The following is a 20,399-nucleotide window of genomic DNA, read 5'->3' as shown; positions in this document are numbered from 1 at the left end:
AATTATTTAACCTGTTTAACAACGTCAGCAGTGATGTCTTTAGCATCAGAAGAAGAGTACAGCACGGCCTGAGAGTCCAGAACCAGATCGTAACCTTCGCTTTTCGCTACAGACTGAACAGCGGTCTGGATTTTAGCCAGCAGCTTGTTACGTTCTTGCATCTGGCGAGTCTGGTTGTCTTTGTCAAAAGCCTGGGCTTTCTGTTCAAAGGCAGCACGCTCAGTAGAAATCTGCTTCTCTTTCTTGGTGCGGTCGCTGGCTTTCATGGTCGACGCATTACGCTGCAGATCCTGAATTTCTTGCTGGATCTTCTGCTGCTGAGACTGGAGGTCAGAAGCGCGGCTCTGGAATTCACCTTCGAGCTGCTTAGCAACAGCGGCACGCTGCGGAGACTGCTGGAAGACCTGGCTCAGGTTCACGACGGCAACTTTATCAGCCGCTTGGGCACCCGCAGAAGCAGCTAATGCAACACCCAGAGCAGCGGCACAGAACAACTTTTTCACTATAAACTCCTTACCTCAACGTGTGTGTTTGCAGCGCGTCGCATCGTTAAGCGACACGCGTGCAAGACGGTATTTTCACTTCCCTGCTCAGAGCCTTACCAGGTTTTACCAATGTTAAACTGGAATTGCTCTGACTTGTCTCCCTCGACTTTCTTCATCGGCTGGGCGTATGAGAATACCAACGGTCCCAACGGCGACATCCACTGCAGGGCAATACCCGCAGAGACGCGAATGTTGTTTGGATCGCTGTAATCCGGTATGCCCGCCGCACGTGTTTCTGCGGTATTTTGCCATTTGGTATCCCAAACGGTACCGGCATCCATAAATACCGAAGTACGTACGGAGTTTGCATATTTCTCACTCAGGAACGGCGTAGGCGTGATCAGCTCAAGGCTGGCAATCGCCATCGCGTTACCGCCGACCGCATCGTCCGACTTACAGACGCCGTTCGGATCGGTGATATTACAGGTGGATGAGTGATCGTTCAGATACGCGGCTTTAGGACCAATGGTATTGGACTGGAAGCCACGCACGGTGCTCGAACCACCGCCGTAGAAGTTCTCATAGAACGGCATCTCTTTTCCACCGAGTCCGTCACCATATCCAACTCGGCCACGACCTAACACCACCCACGTTCCATCGCGATTCAGCGGAACGTATTGCTGGCTATCCAATGTCGCTTTGTAGAAGGCGTTATCGGAGCCTGGAATCGTCACTTTACCGTTCAGGTTGGTACGGTTACCGCGCGTTGGGAAGAAGCCGCGGTCTAAGGTGTTGTATGTCCAACCGTAGTTGAAGGTGAAGTCATCCGCAGAATAATCACCGTCATTATTGATGCTTTGTGGATGTCCTACCGAATCCAGATAACGCCACATCGCAATTTGTGGGCGCATGTTGGAAAGGTCGTTATGCACATAACCTAAACCAACGCGCAGCGTATTGTTTTCGTTGACCGGGAAGCCCAGCGTACCGTCAAGACCATAACTTTTGTTGGTATAGTCAGACAGATCCGCGTCATCCGCTTTAAAGTCGTTGTAGAACAAACGACCGCCAAGGCTCACACCATCAACCGTAAAGTACGGATCGGTCAGTGAGAATTCAGCATAGGTCTGGTAATCGTTTTTGGTGCCGCTAATGCCTACGGTGTTACCGGTGCCGAGCCAGTTTTCCTGGGTTACACCCACCTGGAAGCTAACACCACTTTCAGTACCGTAGCCAACACCAAAGTTGAAGGTACCGGTGTTACGCTCTTTCACCTTGTAGACCACGTCAACCTGGTCCGGTGCACCCGGAACGCGCTGAGTATCGACATCAACAGTTTCGAAGTAGCCGGTACGGTTCAGGCGCTCTTTACCTTGATCAACCAAGTCGCTGCCTAACCAGGCACCTTCCATCTGGCGCATTTCACGGCGCAGAACAGAATCTTTCGAGGTGTCATTACCTTCAAAGCGCACTTTACGCACGTAGTAACGGTTACCAGCATCAACGTTGATATGCAGTTTGACGGTTTTATCCGTATCGTTGATTTCTGGCTGCGTCACGACACGCGGATAAGCGTAGCCATAACGGCCCAGCAATTTCTTAATGTCATCTTCCATCTGGGTGACTTTGGTGCCGTTATACAGCTCACCTGATGGAATGCGGGTCATCTTTTCGATTTCCGCAGAATGGCCCGCCATGCTGCCATTGACGATCACGCCAGCAATCTTGTACTGATCGCCTTCGTTAACGTTGACGGTGATGTAGATGCCTTTTTTATCTGGCGTCAGGCTCACCTGAGTCGAATCAATGTTGAAGCGCGCATAACCGCGATCCAGATAGAAACTGCGCAGGGTTTCGAGATCCCCAGCCAGTTTTTGCTTCTGGTATTTACGATCACCTACCACGTTCCACCACGGCACTTCGTCACGCAGGGAGAAGCGCGAGATCAGTTCATCGGAGCTAAACGCTTTGTTACCGACGATATTGATCTGCTGAATCTGCGCGGAAACACCTTCCTGGAAGACAAATTTCAGGTCAACACGGTTGCGCGGCAGCGGTGTAGCGATCGCTTTCACGCTGGCGGTGTATTTACCGACGCTGTAATAGAAGTCTTCCAGCCCTTTCTCAATTGAAGAGAGCGTGGTGCGGTCCAGCGCTTCGCCGACGCGCACGCCAGAAGCTTCAAGGTTCTGCTTCAGCTGATCTTCTTTCACCGCTTTGTTGCCGGAGAAAGTGATGTTGGCAATGGTTGGACGCTCTTTCACCTGAACAATCAGGGTGGTGCCGTCACGCAGAACCTGTACATCTTCAAAGTTACCGGTCGCGAACAGTGAGCGAATGGTGTTTCTGACGTCATCGTCATTCACCGTATCACCAACACGTACCGGCATGCTGAGCAGAGCCGCGCCGACGGCGACTCGTTGTAGACCTTCGAAATGAATGTCCTTCACTACGAAATCGTCTGCACCGTAAACGGTGGCGCTGCTAAACAGCAGCGACGCTATGAGCAACTTTTTCATCGCCATCGTTGTTATGCGTTTTCCTAACACATCCCGCGTCTGCATGCGTTCCAGCTATTACAGACGAGAGAAATCATTGAAAAGTGCAAGCCCCATTAACAGCACTAGCAAGATTGAGCCAATGCGATAACTAAAGTCCTGAACTCGCTCGGACACCGGTCCACCTTTGATCTTTTCGATCGCCAGAAAGAGCAGATGACCACCATCTAAAACCGGCAGAGGGAACAGGTTGATGATGCCCAGATTGACGCTGATCAGCGCCAGGAACATCAAATAATAAATCACCCCGTACTCGGCTGATAACCCGGCACCTTGCGCAATCGAAATCGGCCCGCTCAGGTTATTCAGCTTTACATCCCCGGTTATCAACTTGCCCAGCATGGAAACTGTCAGCTTCATCAACTGCCAGGTTTTCACACTGGCTTCGCCGATCGCCGCAAACGGCCCATACTGCCTTACCGTTTTGTATTCATCAGGCAAAGGAATCACGCGTGGTATCACACCCGCAAAGCCTTCTGCATCATTGCCCGGTTTCGCTTCCGGCGTTAACGTCAACGCCACAGGTTCGCCGTTGCGCTCGATATCTAGCGCCATGTTTTTGCCCGGGTTATCCCGCACCTGTGCCGCAAAAGTCTGCCACTGGGTAATTGGCTGACCATCGACTTTAACGATCCTATCGCCTGCTTGCAAACCAGCATTGCTTGCCGGTGAGTTTGCCTGAACTTCAGCTAAGGTCGTTTCAATCTGCGGCCCACGTGGACGAATACCTAAAGCGACCACCGGATCCTGTTTATCGGGCTCAAATTGCCACTCGCGCAAATCTAACTGCTTTTGCTGCGTAGCCTCTTCGCCAAATTGCGACACAGTTAACGTGGCATCGCTATCACCGATTTTACCGATCAGCGCCATACGCACAGCATCCCAATCAGGCGTTTCGATACCGTCTACCGCTTTAAGTTCCATGCCGGAGGTAATTTGCGCTTCAGCGGCCACCGAACCGTTCAGAATTTCACCAACCACCGGACGCACGCCAGGCACGCCATGGATGAAAACCACCCAATAAGCGAAAACGGCAAAAATGAAATTAGCGATGGGACCGGCCGCAATGATCGATGCACGTTGCAGCACGGTTTTGTTATTGAAGGCTTGATGGCGCAGCTCAGCTGGCACGCTCTCAACGCGTTCGTCGAGCATTTTGACGTAGCCGCCAAGCGGGATCAGCGCGATAACGTACTCGGTGCCTTGACGATCGGTTCGACGCCACAGCGCCTTACCAAAGCCGATAGAAAAACGTTCGACTTTAACGCCACAGCGACGGGCCACCCAGAAATGGCCAAATTCGTGCACCGTAATCAGTACGCCAAGCGCCACGATAAAGGCGACAAAACTCCAGAGTATACTCAACATCGTCGGCTATCCTCAGAGGGTGCGGAACACCAACAGCAGCAGGCAAGCAAACACCGGCACCGCAGCAGTTAGGCTATCAATACGATCGAGAATACCACCGTGCCCCGGAATCAAGTTACCGCTGTCTTTAATCCCCGCTTCACGTTTGAACATACTTTCGGTGAGATCGCCTAGCACAGACGCTAATGTCGCAATCACCGCGCAGATGATCAACGTGCCCGGCGCAACTGAAAGAGGTGCTAACAGCGCAAACAACCACGCAATAATCGCGGAGGACAGCAAGCCACCGAAGAATCCTTCCCAGGTTTTGCCCGGCGAGACTTTTGGGGCCAGTTTATGTTTGCCAAACAAACGGCCAAACATATAAGCACCGGAATCAGCGCCCCACACCAGGAACATCACGAACAGCAGCCACCACGCGCCAGCGAAGTGATCGGTATCATAGTGATATTGACGCAGCGCCATCATGCCCCAGAAGAAAGGAATGACGGTAAGGAGGCCAAACAGCAGACGCAGTGAGCGCGATGCGCGCCACCATGCAGCGGAAGTGGGATAGAACAGCACTAAAACCAGTGCGACAATCCACCAACCCAATGCCGCCCAAAGCGAGCCTTCCATTTGGAATTGATGCAGATTGCGTTGATAAGGTTGCAGCGTAAACAGCATCGCTGATAGCAATAGGCCGCATAGCACGGCCAGCCAGATGCGCTGCTGGCGAGATTTCATACCCGCCAGTTGCCCCCATTCCCAGGCAGCAAGCATACAGATGATGATGGTGACTATCGCAAAACTGGACAGCGGTAACCAAAAGAGTGCAGCGATCACCAGCGGAATTAAAATTAACGCGGTAATCAGACGAGACTTCAGCAAAGGTTACCCCCAAATTGCTTAGGCGCCGCCTGGTGCAGTTCCGCCATAGCGTCGCTCCCGCGTAGAGAATGCATTCAGTGCACCTTCAAAAACGTGTTCATCAAAATCAGGCCAAAGAACATCGGTAAACCAAAACTCAGCATAGGCGATTTGCCACAGCAGGAAGTTGCTAATCCGATGCTCTCCCCCGGTCCTTATCACTAAATCCACTGGCGCCAGCTCTTGCATACATAAATGCGGAGCCAGACTTTCTTCGGTAATCTGATCAGGACGCAGTAAACCTTCCTGCACCTGTTCAGCCAGTTTCCTGGCACCCTGGATAATATCCCAACGGCCACCATAGTTGGCAGCAATGTTGAGAGTCAGTCCATTATTTTGCTGAGTCAATTCCTCGGCGCGGCGAATGCGTTCCTGAATACGGTTATTGAAACGACTGATATCACCGATTATGCGCAGACGAACATTGTGCTTGTGCAGGCTTTTGACTTCGCTGTCGAGCGCCCAGACAAACAATTCCATTAATGCTGTGACTTCCTGAACCGGTCGGCTCCAGTTTTCACTGCTGAACGCATACAGCGTGAGCGCTTCCAGTTTATGGCTGACCGCAAAGCTAACCGCGCGGCGTACTGATTTTACCCCGGCTTTGTGGCCTGAAATACGCAGTTTGCCCTGATTTTTTGCCCAGCGACCATTACCATCCATAATGATGGCCACGTGACGTGGCGTGCAGTACGACTCGTCATCGATTGTGTTGTGATTGTTGGACGACATAACGCGTAATAATTCCTTTCATCAGAAATGCTGTGGTTTCTGAATACATTGCGCCAGCAGCAAACTCCGGCAAACACGCCAGATGACATCGAAACAATGTCGGGCTGTGAAACGCGAGCGAGCGACTATACCATTTTCACCCAAGGCGAACAAATAGCGGGAACTATCAACCTGCTAAACAGTAGCGTGGCAACAACGCTTTCGCACGCACACGCGCTAACCGATCGATTTCCATCACCGCGTCAATGCTGTCCGGCTCCTGACAACTCAGGGACGCCAGCACTTCACTGTTGATGGCAGCGATATCGGTAAAGCGAATCTGGTGCTCAAGAAACGCGGCCACTGCCACTTCATTCGCTGCATTCAGCGTCGTCGTGGCCGCCTGGCCTGTTGCACAGGCATCAATCGCGAGTTTCAGGCAGGGATAGCGCTCGTAATCTGGCTCGGCAAACGTCAGCGACTTCATGCGAGTGAAATCGAGCGGCGTTACGCCCGCAGAGATACGTGCTGGCCATGCCATGCTGTGCGCGATTGGCGTTCGCATATCCGGTGAACCTAGTTGCGCCAAGACACTGCCATCGCAATAACGCACCATCGAATGGATAACAGACTGCGGATGCAAGATAACTTCCATCTGCGCGTCAGTCGCATTAAATAGCCAGCGGGCTTCAATGTATTCAAGACCTTTATTCATCATGGTGGCCGAATCAACGGAGATTTTTCGTCCCATTGACCAGTTCGGATGCGCACACGCCTGATCCGGCGACATCGCGGCTAAATCCGCTAGTGGCGTGTCACGAAAAGGACCACCCGATCCCGTAAGGAGAATCGACTCGATGCCGTTCCCCCGTAGATCAGCGTACCCCAACTGATGCTGTATGGAAGCGGGTAAACTCTGAAAAATGGCATTATGCTCGCTGTCGACCGGCAGCAATTGCGCCTGATGATGACGTACCGCCTCCATAAACAGACGGCCGCATGTGACAAGGGATTCTTTATTCGCCAGCAGCACGGTTTTGCCGGCGCGAATAGCCGCTAAAGTGGGCTGTAAACCTGAGGCGCCGACGATCGCCGCCATCACCTGGTCGACTTCATCCAATGCAGCCAATTCGCAAGCGGCTTGAACGCCGGAGAGCACTTCGGTATTAACGTTGAGTGCTTTCAGTCGCTCACGCAGCGCCTTAGCGGAGGCTTCATCAGACATCGCAGCATAGCGTGGTTGGAATTGCAGGCATTGTTCAGCCATCAACGCCACGTTCTGGCCTGCCACCAGCGCAGTGACCTGATAAAGTTCAGGATTCGCCGCAACCACCGCCAGCGTGCTGGTGCCAATTGAGCCGGTTGATCCCAGCAGAGTTAATCGCTTCATCATGCTATCCCTGTGAAGTCGTGGATCGTGCCCGCAACGGCGCCGGGCACAATGTAAAACGCCGCCAGAGTGCATTCATCTAGAACACGTCTCTGTACGGCGTTTTGACAGGCAATTGATGGAATTAGAAATCCATCAGTTCCTTCTCTTTGTCGGCCAATGCAGTATCAACACTCTTGATATGCGCATCAGTCATTTTCTGGATCTCATCCTGCGAGCGACGTTCGTCGTCTTCGCTGATCTCTTTGTCTTTCAACAACGCTTTGATCTTGTCGTTAGCATCACGACGGACGTTACGCACAGAGACACGGCCCTGCTCTGCTTCGCCACGCACGATCTTGATCAGATCTTTACGACGCTCTTCGGTCAGCGCTGGCAGCGGCACACGAATGTCGCTACCGGCTGAGCTTGGGTTCAGACCCAAGTCAGAAGCCATGATGGCTTTCTCAACCGCGGCGCTCAGTGAGCGATCAAACACGTTGATTTTCAGCGTACGCGAATCCTCAACGGTCACGCTAGCCAGCTGACGCAGCGGCGTAGGCGTACCGTAGTAAGGAACAACAATGCCGTCGAGCAGTGAAGGCGAAGCACGACCGGTGCGCACTTTGCTGATGTTGTTTTTGAATGCATCCACACATTTTTCCATGCGCGTGTCAGCATCTTTTTTAATGTCGTTAATCACGTTGAAACCCTTGGATTCGGTTTGACCTGGCCATCTCCGGGCGAACCGGAAGTGGTATCGATAAACATCGATCATCCTAATTGCTGCGCGATGACGGAGCACCGCGGCAAAAGAATATACCTTATTTTAACTTGCGTCGGGTATTAATGCGTAATCAGGGTGCCTTCTTTTTCACCCATCACTACGCGACGCAGTGCGCCAGGTTTGTTCATATTGAAGACGCGGATAGGCAGTTTATGGTCACGCGCCAGCGTAAAGGCCGCAAGATCCATCACTTTAAGTTCTTTATCCAGCACTTCGGCATAGCTCAGCTGGTCATACAGCGTTGCATCCGGATTTTTTACCGGATCTTCAGAGTAGACGCCGTCTACTTTGGTGGCTTTCAGAACCACGTCAGCTTCGATTTCGATGCCGCGCAGGCAGGCTGCAGAGTCAGTGGTAAAGAATGGGTTACCGGTACCGGCCGCGAAAATCACCACGCGGTTGTTGCGCAGCAGGCTTATCGCTTCCGCCCAGCTGTAGTTATCACACACGCCATTCAGCGGAATCGCTGACATCAAACGCGCATTGACATACGCACGGTGCAGCGCATCACGCATTGCCAAACCGTTCATTACCGTGGCCAGCATGCCCATATGGTCGCCGACCACACGGTTCATACCCGCTTGGGCCAGACCTGCGCCGCGGAACAGGTTACCGCCACCAATAACCACACCCACCTGGATGCCCAATTCAACCAGCTCTTTAACCTCTTGCGCCATGCGGTCAAGCACGCTCGCGTCAATACCAAAACCTTCGGCACCTTGCAGTGCTTCGCCACTCAGTTTTAGCAGGATACGTTGATATACAGGTTTTGCGTTGGTCGCCATGGTCAATTCTTCCTGGAAGATATGATGAAAAGGAGAAGTAAAATCTGGTCGATCATCCGCAAAGCGCGCTAAAAAAGCTATTGGGATGAGACTGAAAAGTGCCGTACTAAATTACAGGCAAAAAAGAACCGCCTTGAGGCGGTTCTTTCGGACCATTAAGACTGTTTGGACATTGCAGCAACTTCTGCTGCGAAGTCAGCTTCAACTTTCTCAATGCCTTCGCCCACTTCGAAGCGGATGAAGTTGATGGCTTTAGCGTTTTGCTCTTTCAACGCCTGACCAACGGTTTTGCTTGGGTCGATAACGAAAGCCTGACCGGTCAGAGAAACTTCGCCGGTGAATTTCTTCATACGGCCTTCAACCATTTTCTCAGCGATTTCTTTTGGCTTGCCAGACTGCATGGCGATGTCCAACTGAACCTGGTACTCTTTCTCAACCACGTCAGCAGAAACGTCTTCTGGGGTAACGAATTCTGGCTTGCTTGCTGCGATGTGCATAGCAACATGCTTGCTCAGCTCTTCGCTAGCACCGGCAGTTGAAACCACAACACCGATACGCGCGCCGTGCTGATAGCTGTTCAGCTCAGCACCTTCCAGGATCGCAACACGACGGATGTTGATGTTCTCACCGATTTTAGCAACCAGCGCTACGCGTTCTTCTTCGAACTGCGCTTTCAGAGCTTCCACATCAGTAACTTTGCCTGCAGCTGCAGCATCCAGAACTTTGTCAGCAAACGCCTGGAAACCGGCATCTTTTGCTACGAAGTCAGTCTGGCAGTTTACTTCCAGAATCACTGCGTAACCGTCAGCGATTTTGGTTTTGATCACGCCATCAGCAGCCACGTTGCCTGCTTTCTTAGCGGCTTTGATTGCGCCAGATTTACGCATGTTCTCAATCGCCAGCTCGATGTCGCCGTTTGATTCAGTCAGCGCTTTTTTGCAGTCCATCATGCCTGCGCCAGTACGCTCACGCAGTTCTTTTACCAATGCAGCGGTAATATCAGCCATTCCAGAATCCTCGATTCGTCTCTGTGTGTTCACACACTGTCAGAAACTTGTTGCGGAAAATTTACTCTGCCCCGCTCGCTCAGAGAGAAGCGTGACAGACTTAGATAAAATAAAGGGGCCTGAACGGCCCCCTTAACAGATAACATCTGATGTCTAAGGGCTCTTAGAAAGAGCGAACCTTATTAAGCTTCAGCAGCTTCTTCAGCCTGCTCAGCCAGGTCCTGTGAACGGCCTTCGCGCACGGTAGTGGCAACGGCAGTCAGGTACAGGCTTACAGCACGGATCGCATCGTCGTTACCTGGGATAACGAAGTCAACGCCGTCTGGATCAGAGTTGGTATCAACGATAGCAAATACTGGGATACCCAGGTTGTTTGCTTCTTTGATAGCGATGTGCTCGTGATCAGCGTCAACAACGAACAGTGCATCCGGCAGACCGCCCATGTCTTTGATACCGCCCAGGCTGTTTTCCAGCTTGGCCAGTTCGCGAGTGCGCATCAGCGCTTCTTTCTTGGTCAGTTTGTCGAAAGTACCGTCCTGAGACTGAGACTCAAGATCTTTCAGGCGTTTGATTGACTGACGAACGGTTTTCCAGTTAGTCAGCATGCCACCCAACCAGCGGTGGTTTACGAAGAACTGGTCGCAGCTCAGAGCTGACTCTTTTACCGCTTCGGCAGCAGCGCGCTTAGTACCAACGATCAGGATCTTACCTTTACGGGAAGAGATCTTTTTCAACTCAGCCAGAGCGTCGTTGAACATTGGCACAGTCTGCTCGAGGTTGATGATGTGAACCTTGTTACGTGCGCCGAAGATGAATGGCTTCATTTTCGGGTTCCAGTAACGGGTCTGGTGACCAAAGTGAACACCAGCCTTGAGCATGTCGCGCATTGAAACAGTTGCCATGATTACCTCTAAAGTTTGATTTGGGGTTGGGCCTCCATGTATCCCATACGACCGACCTCTTTCAAGGCACCCCGGCGTATGTGTCGATACATGTGTGTTTTAGTACACATAATGAGTTTTATGCGTTTCCTGCCAGCCAAACGTCGGTGACAGAGAATCGTCGGCGCGCTTTATACCACAATGCGCAGGAATACGCCAATAGTTGTTACCACCTACAGGCGCAGACAATCGCCATTTGGCAGCCCTTTTGCTGGCTGCTAACATGACTGCCACAGAACTCATTATTGTCGAAAATTTCGACGATCGCGGATTAATTTAATGGCTATTTCAATTAAAACCCCTGAAGAAATCGAAAAAATGCGCGTCGCGGGCCGTCTGGCCGCTGAAGTGCTGGAAATGATTGCACCGCATGTTGTGCCGGGCGTCACTACCGGTGAACTTGATCGTTTGTGTCACGCACATATCACCGAGAAGCAGCAGGCCATTTCAGCCTGTCTCGGCTATCACGGTTTCCCGAAATCGGTATGTATTTCAGTTAACGAAGTGGTGTGTCACGGCATTCCTAGCGACGATCGCGTGCTGAAAGATGGCGATGTGGTCAACGTCGATGTCACGGTAATCAAAGATGAATATCACGGCGACACCTCGAAGATGTTCATCGTCGGCAAACCGACCATCCAGGGCGAGCGCCTGTGCCGCGTCACCCAGGAAAGCCTGTATATCGCGCTGCGTCTGGTGAAACCAGGCATTCGTCTGCGTGAACTGGGCCGTGCGATTCAGCAGTATGTTGAAGCGCAGGATTTCTCGGTGGTGCGTGAATATTGCGGTCACGGCATCGGCAAAGGCTTCCATGAAGAGCCGCAGGTGCTGCACTATGATGCCGACGACAGCGGTGTGGTACTGCAAGCGGGCATGACCTTTACCATTGAACCGATGGTCAATGCTGGCGATTATCGCATCCGCACCATGAAGGATGGCTGGACCGTGAAAACCAAAGATCGCAGCTTGTCCGCGCAGTATGAGCATACTATTGTGGTGACTGAAAACGGCTGTGAGATTCTGACGCTGCGTGAAGACGACACCATTCCAGCGGTGCTTGAAAACGTCGCGTAGTCATCTCCCTGACAGTACCAGGCCGGCTTATAGCTGGCCTTTTTTATGTGCGTAATGAAGAGGCATGTTGATGAGTGGTAGCGTGACCGAAGCAGTACACAAAGGCCTGACCGATTCCCCCGCCAGCTGGCCCGACGAAGCCCTGACGCGCGACAAGCTCAAACAGTATCTTGAGCAATTTCAGCAAAATCTTGGCATCGCATTTGATGCTGGCACCGATATCGAATCGCTGATTGATGCGCGCACGCTGTTTATCGATCGCCTGCTACGCCGCCTGTGGCGGTTCTTTGGCTTCGATCAAATGAAAGAAATCGCGCTGGTTGCGGTAGGCGGCTACGGTCGTGGCGAACTGCATCCGCTCTCAGATATTGACGTGTTAATCCTCAGCCGCCAGCCACTGGATGACACCGCCGCGCAGCGCACCAGCGAACTGCTGACCTTGATGTGGGATTTAAAGCTCGAAGTCGGCCACAGCGTGCGCACCCTCGAAGAGTGCCTGCTCGAAGGGTTATCCGATCTCACCGTTGCCACCAACCTGATCGAATCGCGCATGCTGACCGGCGATGTCGCGCTGTTTCTTGAGTTGCAGAAGAACATCTTCAGCGATGGATTCTGGCCATCATCGCGCTTCTTTGCTGCGAAAATTGAAGAGCAGCAAGAACGCCATCAACGCTATCACGGCACCAGCTACAATCTCGAACCCGACATCAAAAGCAGCCCTGGCGGCCTGCGCGACATCCATACCTTGCAGTGGGTGGCGCGTCGCCATTTCGGTGCCACCACCATGGATGAAATGGTCGGTTTTGGCTTTATCACCGAAGCAGAACGCAATGAAATCAATGAGTGTCAGGAATTTCTGTGGCGCATTCGTTTTGCACTGCACTTAACGCTGCCGCGTTACGACAACCGCCTGCTGTTTGATCGCCAGCTCACCGTCGCACAACGCCTCAATTATCTCGGCGAAGTCAACGAGCCGGTTGAACGCATGATGAAGGATTTTTATCGCGTCACGCGTCGCATCGGCGAACTGAATCAAATGCTGCTGCAACTGTTTGATGAGGCAATTCTGGCGCTTTCAACCACAGAAAAGCCGCGCCCCATTGATGATGATTTCCAAATCCGCGGCAACTTAATCGACTTGCGCGATCCCACGCTGTTTGAACGCGAACCGCAGGCGATTCTGCGTATGTTCTACGTGATGGTGCGCAACGAAAATATCAAAGGCATTTACTCCACCACCTTGCGTCAGCTGCGCTATGCGCGCCGTCATCTGAAACAGCCGTTGTGTCAGATTCCTGAAGCGCGACAAATCTTTATGGCGATTTTGCGTCATCCGGGCGCGGTGAAACGCGCGTTGGTGCCGATGCATCGACACAGCGTGTTGTGGGCGTATACGCCGCTGTGGGGCAACATCGTCGGTCAGATGCAGTTCGATCTGTTCCACGCTTATACCGTGGATGAGCACACCATTCGTGTGTTGCAGAAGCTGGAAAGTTTTGCTGATGAAGCCACGCGCCCGATGCATCCGCTGTGCGTAGAGTTGTGGCCGCGCCTGCCGCAGCCAGAATTGTTGTTGATGGCCGCGCTGTTGCACGACATTGCCAAAGGCCGCAATGGCGATCACTCGATTCTCGGTGCACAAGATGCGTTGGATTTTGCCGAGCTGCACGGCCTTAACTCGCGCGAAACGCAACTTGTCGCCTGGCTGGTACGTCATCATCTGTTAATGTCGGTCACCGCCCAGCGCCGTGATATCCAGGATCCAACGGTCATTCAGCAGTTTGCCGAAGTGATGCAGAACGAGAATCGCCTGCGTTATTTGGTATGTCTGACGGTATCCGACATTTGCGCCACCAACGAAAGTCTGTGGAATAGTTGGAAGCAGAGCCTGCTGCGTGAGTTGTTCTTTGCTACTGAAAAACAGCTGCGTCGCGGCATGGAGAACAGCCCGGATCTGCGCGAGCGCGTGCGTCATCATCGTCTGCAAGCGCTGGCGCTGCTGCGCATGGAGAACCTCGACGAAGAGCGTTTACACCATATCTGGAGCCGTTGCCGCGCCGACTATTTCCTGCGCCACACGCCGAACCAACTGGCGTGGCACGCGCGGCATTTGATCCATCATGACCTGAATAAGCCGCTGGTGCTGGTCAGTCCGCAAGCTACACGCGGCGGCACCGAGATCTTTATCTGGAGTCCGGATCGCCCGCATCTGTTTGCTGCGGTGGCTGGCGAGTTGGATCGCCGCAATCTTAGCGTGCACGATGCGCAGATCTTCACCAGCCGCGACGGCATGGCGATGGATACCTTTATCGTGCTCGAGCCCGATGGCAGTCCGCTGGCCGCCGATCGTCATCCGATGATCATTCAGGCGCTGGAACAGGCGATTACGCAAACCGAATGGGTGCCGCCACGCACGCGTCGTCAATCGGCCCGACTTAAACATTTCAGCGTCGATACCGAAGTGAACTTCTTGCCGACACACACCGATCGCCGCAGCTATCTGGAACTGGTGGCACTCGATCAGCCGGGCTTGCTGGCGCGCGTGGGGGAAGTATTTGCAGATTTAGGCGTATCGCTCCACGGCGCGCGCATCAGTACAATCGGTGAGCGGGTTGAGGATCTTTTCATCCTTGCCGATAGCGAGCGTCGCTCGCTTGGCGTTGAAATGCGCAATGTGCTGCAACAGAGGTTGACAGAGGCCCTTAATCCAACCGATAAAGTGTGACCGCAATCGATTAATCGAATTTATTTACCGTGCCAGTGCGATGCTGGCACCCGTTTGACAGACTTAGGAAATCATCATGCAACAGTTACAGAGCGTTATCGAATCTGCCTTTGAGCGCCGCGCCGACATCACGCCAGCCAGCGTAGACAGCGTAACCCGTGAAGCGATCAACCAGGTTATCGGCCTGCTGGACAGCGGTGAACTGCGCGTTTCTGAAAAGATCAACGGTGAGTGGGTAACGCATCAGTGGCTGAAGAAAGCGGTGCTGCTGTCTTTCCGCATCAATGACAACGAAGTGATTGAAGGCGCTGAAACGCGTTTTTATGACAAAGTGCCGATGAAATTTGCCGGTTGGGATGAAGCACGTTTCAAGAGCGCGGGCTTCCGTGTGGTGCCACCTGCGGCGGTGCGCCAGGGTTCATTCATCGCACGCAACACCGTGCTGATGCCTTCTTACGTCAACATCGGTGCTTACGTTGATGAAGGTACCATGGTGGATACCTGGGCGACCGTGGGTTCATGCGCGCAGATCGGTAAAAACGTACACCTGTCTGGCGGTGTCGGCATCGGTGGCGTGCTGGAGCCGCTGCAAGCGAATCCAACCATCATCGAAGACAACTGCTTCATCGGCGCACGTTCTGAAATCGTTGAAGGCGTGATCGTTGAAGAAGGTTCAGTGATCTCCATGGGCGTTTACATCGGTCAGAGCACCAAAATCTTTGACCGCGAAACTGGCGAAGTGCATTACGGCCGCGTACCTGCGGGTTCTGTGGTGGTTTCCGGTAACCTGCCTTCTAAAGATGGCAGCTACAGCCTGTACTGCGCAGTTATCGTGAAGAAAGTTGATGCGAAAACGCTGAGCAAAACCGGTATCAACGAACTGCTGCGCACCATCGACTAAGTTTTTCCCGCCTTAAATTGCTGCCGACGGGTCTGTATTCAGACCCGTAATTATTTGTTTACACAGCCAATCAAATTACCTGTTTCGCGCCGCGAATTAACACGTGCGTTTAATTTTCAAACAGTTCATAATCCGCGCCAAGTTAACTCCGGTCGCGCACTGTTCATCCCGGTTTTTGTGTCTACAGTTGATTAAGTATGCCGTAAGCGTTCCGGTTGCAGCGTTTCTGCCGCATCCCGAATGATGATGATAGTCCTGCGCGCTCACCCACTCTTAGATGGAATATAAACGCTATGTACGACAACCTGAAAAGCTTAGGTATCAGCAACCCCGACGACATCGACCGTTACAGCCTGCGTCAGGAAGCTAACAACGACATTCTGAAAATCTACTTCCGCAAAGACAAAGGTGAATTCTTCGCCAAAAGCGTGAAATTCAAATACCCACGTCAGCGCAAAACCGTTGTCGCCGATCACACCAGCCAGGGTTACAAAGAAGTGCAGGAAATCAGCCCGAACCTGCGTTATGTGATCGATGAGCTGGATCAGATTTGCCAGCGCGACCAGGTTGAAGTGGATCTGAAACGCAAAATCCTCGCCGATCTGCGTCATCTGGAAAGCGTGGTTTCAAACAAGATCGCTGAGATCGAATCAGACCTCGATCAGCTGACACGCAACAAATAATTGTTGGTTGCACATTGAGATGAAGGCCAGCGGATGCTGGCCTTTTTTATGGCTGCTGATAAGGCAGCGAAAGCAGCCAGGTATCGCGCTGCGCCTGCATTACTGCCCCGCCACTCTTCTTATCCGACCATTGCGTTTGCTGAATCCAGTGCTGATAGTGCGGCTGCTGCAAACTGTTATCGGCAATCGAAAGCAGCGGAATTAAGCGCTGACTGACACGATCACGATTCTTCCACGGCCACGCTTTGGTGGCATCGCTATACGGTGCCATCGCGTCGAGCGCGTTCAGCAGCGGGCCATGCCACAAATCACCTAGCCCAGCTTTGCTGGCTAGTTGTGCCAGCGCGGTTAGCGCCTGCAGGTTGAAATAGCTGTAATGGAAGGATCGCGTACGCGCCAATTCAAGCGGTTGCATTCCATCGGCACCAATTTGCCTCGCCATCTTATTACGTGCTAATTGCACCATCGCTTTAACGGTTTCGCGATCGCCCAAATACCAGGCAATGCCCGCCACTTGCGTACAGTACCAGCTGCCATGATTGTTCTTCGCGGCGGCTTCCTGCAACGCTAACGGATCATGGCGCAGCCACTGCAGGTAATCGCTAAACCAACCCTGCATCGCGGTTTCATCGGCTTGCTGCCAGCCGGGCGCGTTACGCAACAAGGTTAACGCATCAACCACGCGCGTAGCGAAGTAGCGCCCATCCAGCACGCCATCATGACGACCCGTGCTGCGCCCGGGAATGCCTTGCGCAAACTTAAGATTTGGATTCATGCGGCTATCAGGAGTGATAAACCAATGGCGCATCATCGCCAGCGCTTTATCGGCATAACGTTGATCGCCGGAAAAGTACCACGCTAACGCCAACGCTTGAAAATCAGCGGTAAAACGCGCCAGACGCACGCCATCACTTTGATCATTCTTACTGGCCGGATTGACTTCGCCATCGCGGCGCTGCCACGGCAATCCCTTAGCTTTGCTGGCATCCGGCCACCAATAAGCACTTAAGCTCAGATAATCATGCTTAGAACCGCTGGGCGGCAACATACCTTTGTCGGTTACGCTGGGATTGGGATGCTTTAAGGCTTTATCAGCCTGTTGCTGTAATTGCTGCCAGGCTTCAAGGGTGGGCGCAGCGGCCTGATGTTCTGCCAACTGCTGCTTCACCCGTTGCAGATCGTTCAAGGACATAAACGCGGGATCGTTAGCAAAACTGAACGCGCTATAAAGCCATAACAACGCAAGCAGTAAGTTTTTCAATGTCATGATTAACTTTGTTCGTCCAGTTGCAGTGCCACGTATAACAGTAGTCGATCATCAAAGTTAGCCAAATCCAATCCGGTCAATTCAGAGATGCGATTAAGACGATATTCCAGCGTGTTGCGATGGATAAACAGCGCGCGCGCCGTGGCGCTGGGCTGCACATTATGGCTAAACCACGCCACCAGCGTGCGGCGCAGCAAACCGTTGTTATCCATGCTTTTAAGCTTGGCTAACGGACGCGCCAGCTCGTTGGCTTGCCAGCCACCGCGTAAGCTATCAAGCAGCACAGGCAGTACGAGATCCTGGTAGAAATAGCTACGCTGTTCCGGCATACGTTGCTTGCCGACCATCATGGTGGTGCGCGCGGTGCGATACGAACGGGCGATGCTGCCGGGACCGGTGAAGAAATTACCCAGCGCGATACGCATCCGCACTTGTCCACTCTCTTTCATGCGTTGCAACAGTTGATCGACTCGACGCCGATGATCGTCTTGATCGTAGCGACCATGCGCGTTGAGCGCCGGTTTCAGTACCACCATTTCAGTGAGCGACACGATAGCAATCAGGTTGTCACGATCCGGCGTGGTAAGCAGCGTTTGCAACTGCTGCAACTCCGACATCGCGCTATCAACGCCCAACTGACCGCTGTCCACTTCCACCACCGCCACCACCCGCGGTTGATTGAGATCGATACCGAGTCGTTGCGCCCATTCGCTCAGCGCAGGCGATAAGGTTTCACTGCGGATCAGATTGAGCACCAACTCTTCGCGCAAACGGCTGTCCTGCGCCAGCATATGCAGTAACCGCGCCTGCTCCAGCATCATTTCCGCCGTCATGCACACCAATTCGCCGTAATGGCGCAGCGCAGCCGGCAAGCCGGTCAAACCGATCACACCGACAATTTCGCCATCAATGCGCAGTGGCAAATTGATGCCAGGACGCACGCCGTGCAGATGTTTTGCCACTGCGTCATCGATATCCACCACGCGGCCCTGCGAGAGCACCAGCAGCGCGCCTTCGTGCAATTCGCCAATACGCTCGCGGTCGCCGCTGCCAATTATGCGGCCGCGCGCATCCATCACGTTGACATTGCTGTCAATAATTTTCATGGTGCGGGCAACGATATCCTGAGCCAGTCGCGCATCGAGATGATAGGTGGCCATCAATCACTCCGGAAATAAAGACGAACAGACAGAATACGCATCGAATAATGTGCTGGCATTGTGCAACTGCACATAGCCGGAGAGAGATTACGGGAATTGCGGTGGGCGTCACATTCAGTACCGGACATTTGCGCAGGCGTAAAAAAGGCGAGCCGCAGCTCGCCTTCATCAACAATCTACAATGTTACTGCATCAGCAGATACAGGCTGCTATCACCGCGCTGTACGTTCAATGCCAGCACCGATGGTTTGGTATCCAGCACTTTACGCAGCTCGCCCAGATTAGCGATCGCTTGCTGGTTCACACCCAGAATCACGTCACCTTTCTTCAGGCCGATACGCGCAGCGGCACTGCCCGGTTTGACGTTATCAACACGTACGCCTTTCTGGCCATTGCTGTCGATATTGCTGAGATCGGCACCTTCGATACCGGTGTAAATGGTGGCGGATTGCACTTTATCCTGCGAGCTCTGCTGCAATTCAACCGTAACGTTGACCGGTTTGCCGTCACGCAGCAAGCCCAACTCCAGCTTGGTGCCAACCGGCAACGAACCGACTTCAGCACGCAACGCGGCAAAACTAGTCAGTGCTTTACCGTTCATCGATACCACTACGTCACCGGCTTTCACGCCAGCCTTAGCCGCAGCGGAGTTCGGCAATACCTGGCTAACAAAGGCGCCGCGCTGTGCATCGACCTTCATCGCTTTCGCCAGTTCAGAATTCAACTCGGTGCCCATAATGCCCAGCTCACCGCGTTTCACTTGGCCATATTCCACCATCTGCGCAGTGAGGTTTTTCACCATCGAACTAGGAATCGCGAAGCCGATACCGATGTTGCCGCCGTCCGGCGCCAGAATCGCGGTGTTAATTCCGATCAGTTCACCGTTAAGGTTAACCAACGCGCCGCCGGAGTTACCGCGGTTAATCGCCGCATCGGTTTGAATGAAGTTTTCATAATTTTCCACGTTCAAGCCGCTGCGGCCCAACGCGGAAACGATGCCGGACGTCACGGTTTCACCCAAGCCGTAGGGGTTACCGATCGCCACGGTGTAATCGCCGACGCGCAGATTGTCGGAATCAGCAATCTTAATCGCGGTGAGGTTTTTCGCGTCCTGCAACTGAATCAGGGCGATATCCGACTGCGGATCTTTACCGATCACTTTGGCGTCATAACGACGGCCATCGCTGAGCTGAACCTGAATTTTGGTGGCGTTATCTACCACGTGGTTATTGGTGACCACGTAGCCTTTATCGGCATTGATCACCACACCAGAACCTAATGCGCGGAAAGGTTGTTTCTGCGCGTTGGCACCGCCATCAGCGCCGCCATCACCGCCGCCGTTTTGGCACATCGGTGAGCTCTGGAACGGTGAACCGTCCTGACAGAAAGGTGAATTATCACCAAAGAATTGCTGGAACTGCTGCGGCATACGCGGCGTTTTCACCGTGGTGCTGCCTTCCACGCTGATACTCACCACCGAAGGCATGACTTTTTCCAGCATCGGTGCCAGGCTTGGCAATTGCTGGGTCGATGAGGAAGCGGTTTCTGCGGCGAACACACTCACAGGGCTCAATGCAGCCGCGCCGAAACTCAGCGCCAACGCCAGCATAATGGAATTTTTTTTCATTTTTCTGTGTCTCTCTAAGAATTGCGGTCAGACCATTGCTGT

The 20,399-nt window shown here is 53.0% G+C and carries 17 protein-coding genes; 4 read left to right on the top strand and 13 right to left on the bottom strand.

The window, feature by feature from the left end:
- Positions 1–2 precede the first annotated feature (2 nt).
- From ACPUC7_RS17595 to rpsB, 10 genes are all read right to left on the bottom strand, one after another.
- Entirely contained in the window at positions 3–503 is a 501-nt protein-coding gene (locus tag ACPUC7_RS17595; protein WP_008108478.1) for an OmpH family outer membrane protein, read from the bottom strand.
- 95 nt (positions 504–598) lie between these two features.
- Positions 599–3,010: an outer membrane protein assembly factor BamA gene (gene bamA / locus ACPUC7_RS17590; RefSeq protein WP_343554350.1), complete on the bottom strand. Its 2,412-nt coding sequence runs from the start codon at positions 3,008–3,010 to the stop codon at positions 599–601.
- A 51-nt stretch (positions 3,011–3,061) separates the two neighbouring features.
- A complete protein-coding gene (gene rseP / locus ACPUC7_RS17585; protein ID WP_494923870.1) occupies positions 3,062–4,411 on the bottom strand; it encodes a sigma E protease regulator RseP in 1,350 nt (449 codons plus the stop codon).
- Between the two features lie 12 nt (positions 4,412–4,423).
- Positions 4,424–5,281 (bottom strand): phosphatidate cytidylyltransferase, encoded by an 858-nt coding sequence (gene cdsA, locus ACPUC7_RS17580; protein WP_494923869.1) that lies wholly within the window; start codon positions 5,279–5,281, stop codon positions 4,424–4,426.
- 18 nt (positions 5,282–5,299) lie between these two features.
- The gene (gene ispU, locus ACPUC7_RS17575; RefSeq protein ID WP_494923868.1) at positions 5,300–6,052 is read right to left on the bottom strand and encodes a (2E,6E)-farnesyl-diphosphate-specific ditrans,polycis-undecaprenyl-diphosphate synthase; all 753 of its coding nucleotides are present in this window, start codon (positions 6,050–6,052) and stop codon (positions 5,300–5,302) included.
- A gap of 166 nt (positions 6,053–6,218) precedes the next feature.
- Positions 6,219–7,421 carry a 1-deoxy-D-xylulose-5-phosphate reductoisomerase gene (gene ispC / locus ACPUC7_RS17570; protein WP_494923893.1) on the bottom strand — a complete coding sequence of 401 codons (1,203 nt, stop codon included), beginning with the start codon at positions 7,419–7,421 and terminating at the stop codon, positions 6,219–6,221.
- Positions 7,422–7,545: 124 nt separating this feature from the next.
- A complete protein-coding gene (gene frr, locus ACPUC7_RS17565) occupies positions 7,546–8,103 on the bottom strand; it encodes a ribosome recycling factor (RefSeq protein ID WP_494923867.1) in 558 nt (185 codons plus the stop codon).
- Between the two features lie 143 nt (positions 8,104–8,246).
- Positions 8,247–8,972, bottom strand: a complete 726-nt coding sequence (gene pyrH, locus ACPUC7_RS17560) for a UMP kinase (protein ID WP_007893903.1) — start codon at positions 8,970–8,972, stop codon at positions 8,247–8,249.
- A 155-nt stretch (positions 8,973–9,127) separates the two neighbouring features.
- Complete coding sequence (tsf, locus tag ACPUC7_RS17555; RefSeq protein WP_494923866.1) at positions 9,128–9,979, bottom strand: translation elongation factor Ts; 852 nt, start codon at positions 9,977–9,979, stop codon at positions 9,128–9,130.
- A gap of 182 nt (positions 9,980–10,161) precedes the next feature.
- Positions 10,162–10,881 (bottom strand): 30S ribosomal protein S2, encoded by a 720-nt coding sequence (gene rpsB, locus ACPUC7_RS17550; protein ID WP_007893898.1) that lies wholly within the window; start codon positions 10,879–10,881, stop codon positions 10,162–10,164.
- 318 nt (positions 10,882–11,199) lie between these two features.
- On the opposite strand from rpsB, the gene map reads away from it, so the two are divergent.
- From map to ACPUC7_RS17530, 4 genes are all read left to right on the top strand, one after another.
- Positions 11,200–11,994, top strand: a complete 795-nt coding sequence (gene map, locus ACPUC7_RS17545) for a type I methionyl aminopeptidase (RefSeq protein ID WP_343553261.1) — start codon at positions 11,200–11,202, stop codon at positions 11,992–11,994.
- Positions 11,995–12,064: 70 nt separating this feature from the next.
- Positions 12,065–14,719 (top strand): bifunctional uridylyltransferase/uridylyl-removing protein GlnD, encoded by a 2,655-nt coding sequence (gene glnD, locus ACPUC7_RS17540; RefSeq protein WP_494923892.1) that lies wholly within the window; start codon positions 12,065–12,067, stop codon positions 14,717–14,719.
- 76 nt (positions 14,720–14,795) lie between these two features.
- The gene (gene dapD, locus ACPUC7_RS17535; RefSeq protein ID WP_343553260.1) at positions 14,796–15,620 is read left to right on the top strand and encodes a 2,3,4,5-tetrahydropyridine-2,6-dicarboxylate N-succinyltransferase; all 825 of its coding nucleotides are present in this window, start codon (positions 14,796–14,798) and stop codon (positions 15,618–15,620) included.
- A gap of 293 nt (positions 15,621–15,913) precedes the next feature.
- The gene (locus ACPUC7_RS17530) at positions 15,914–16,303 is read left to right on the top strand and encodes a DUF3461 family protein (protein WP_343553259.1); all 390 of its coding nucleotides are present in this window, start codon (positions 15,914–15,916) and stop codon (positions 16,301–16,303) included.
- Positions 16,304–16,349: 46 nt separating this feature from the next.
- Here the strand turns inward: ACPUC7_RS17530 and ACPUC7_RS17525 are convergent, their stop codons facing one another.
- The 3 genes from ACPUC7_RS17525 to degP all read right to left on the bottom strand — a co-directional run bounded on the left by ACPUC7_RS17525 (position 16,350) and on the right by degP (position 20,357).
- Positions 16,350–17,570, bottom strand: a complete 1,221-nt coding sequence (locus tag ACPUC7_RS17525) for an alginate lyase family protein (RefSeq protein ID WP_494923865.1) — start codon at positions 17,568–17,570, stop codon at positions 16,350–16,352.
- Positions 17,571–17,572: 2 nt separating this feature from the next.
- The gene (locus tag ACPUC7_RS17520) at positions 17,573–18,730 is read right to left on the bottom strand and encodes a CdaR family transcriptional regulator (RefSeq protein ID WP_494923864.1); all 1,158 of its coding nucleotides are present in this window, start codon (positions 18,728–18,730) and stop codon (positions 17,573–17,575) included.
- A 184-nt stretch (positions 18,731–18,914) separates the two neighbouring features.
- Positions 18,915–20,357 carry a serine endoprotease DegP gene (gene degP, locus ACPUC7_RS17515; protein ID WP_494923863.1) on the bottom strand — a complete coding sequence of 481 codons (1,443 nt, stop codon included), beginning with the start codon at positions 20,355–20,357 and terminating at the stop codon, positions 18,915–18,917.
- Between the last annotated feature and the right edge of the window lie 42 nt (positions 20,358–20,399).

This window comes from Pantoea sp. CFCC18179 (assembly GCF_059412405.1).
Note: the sequence above shows the minus strand (reverse complement) of the source record. Positions and strands in the feature narration are given on the sequence as shown.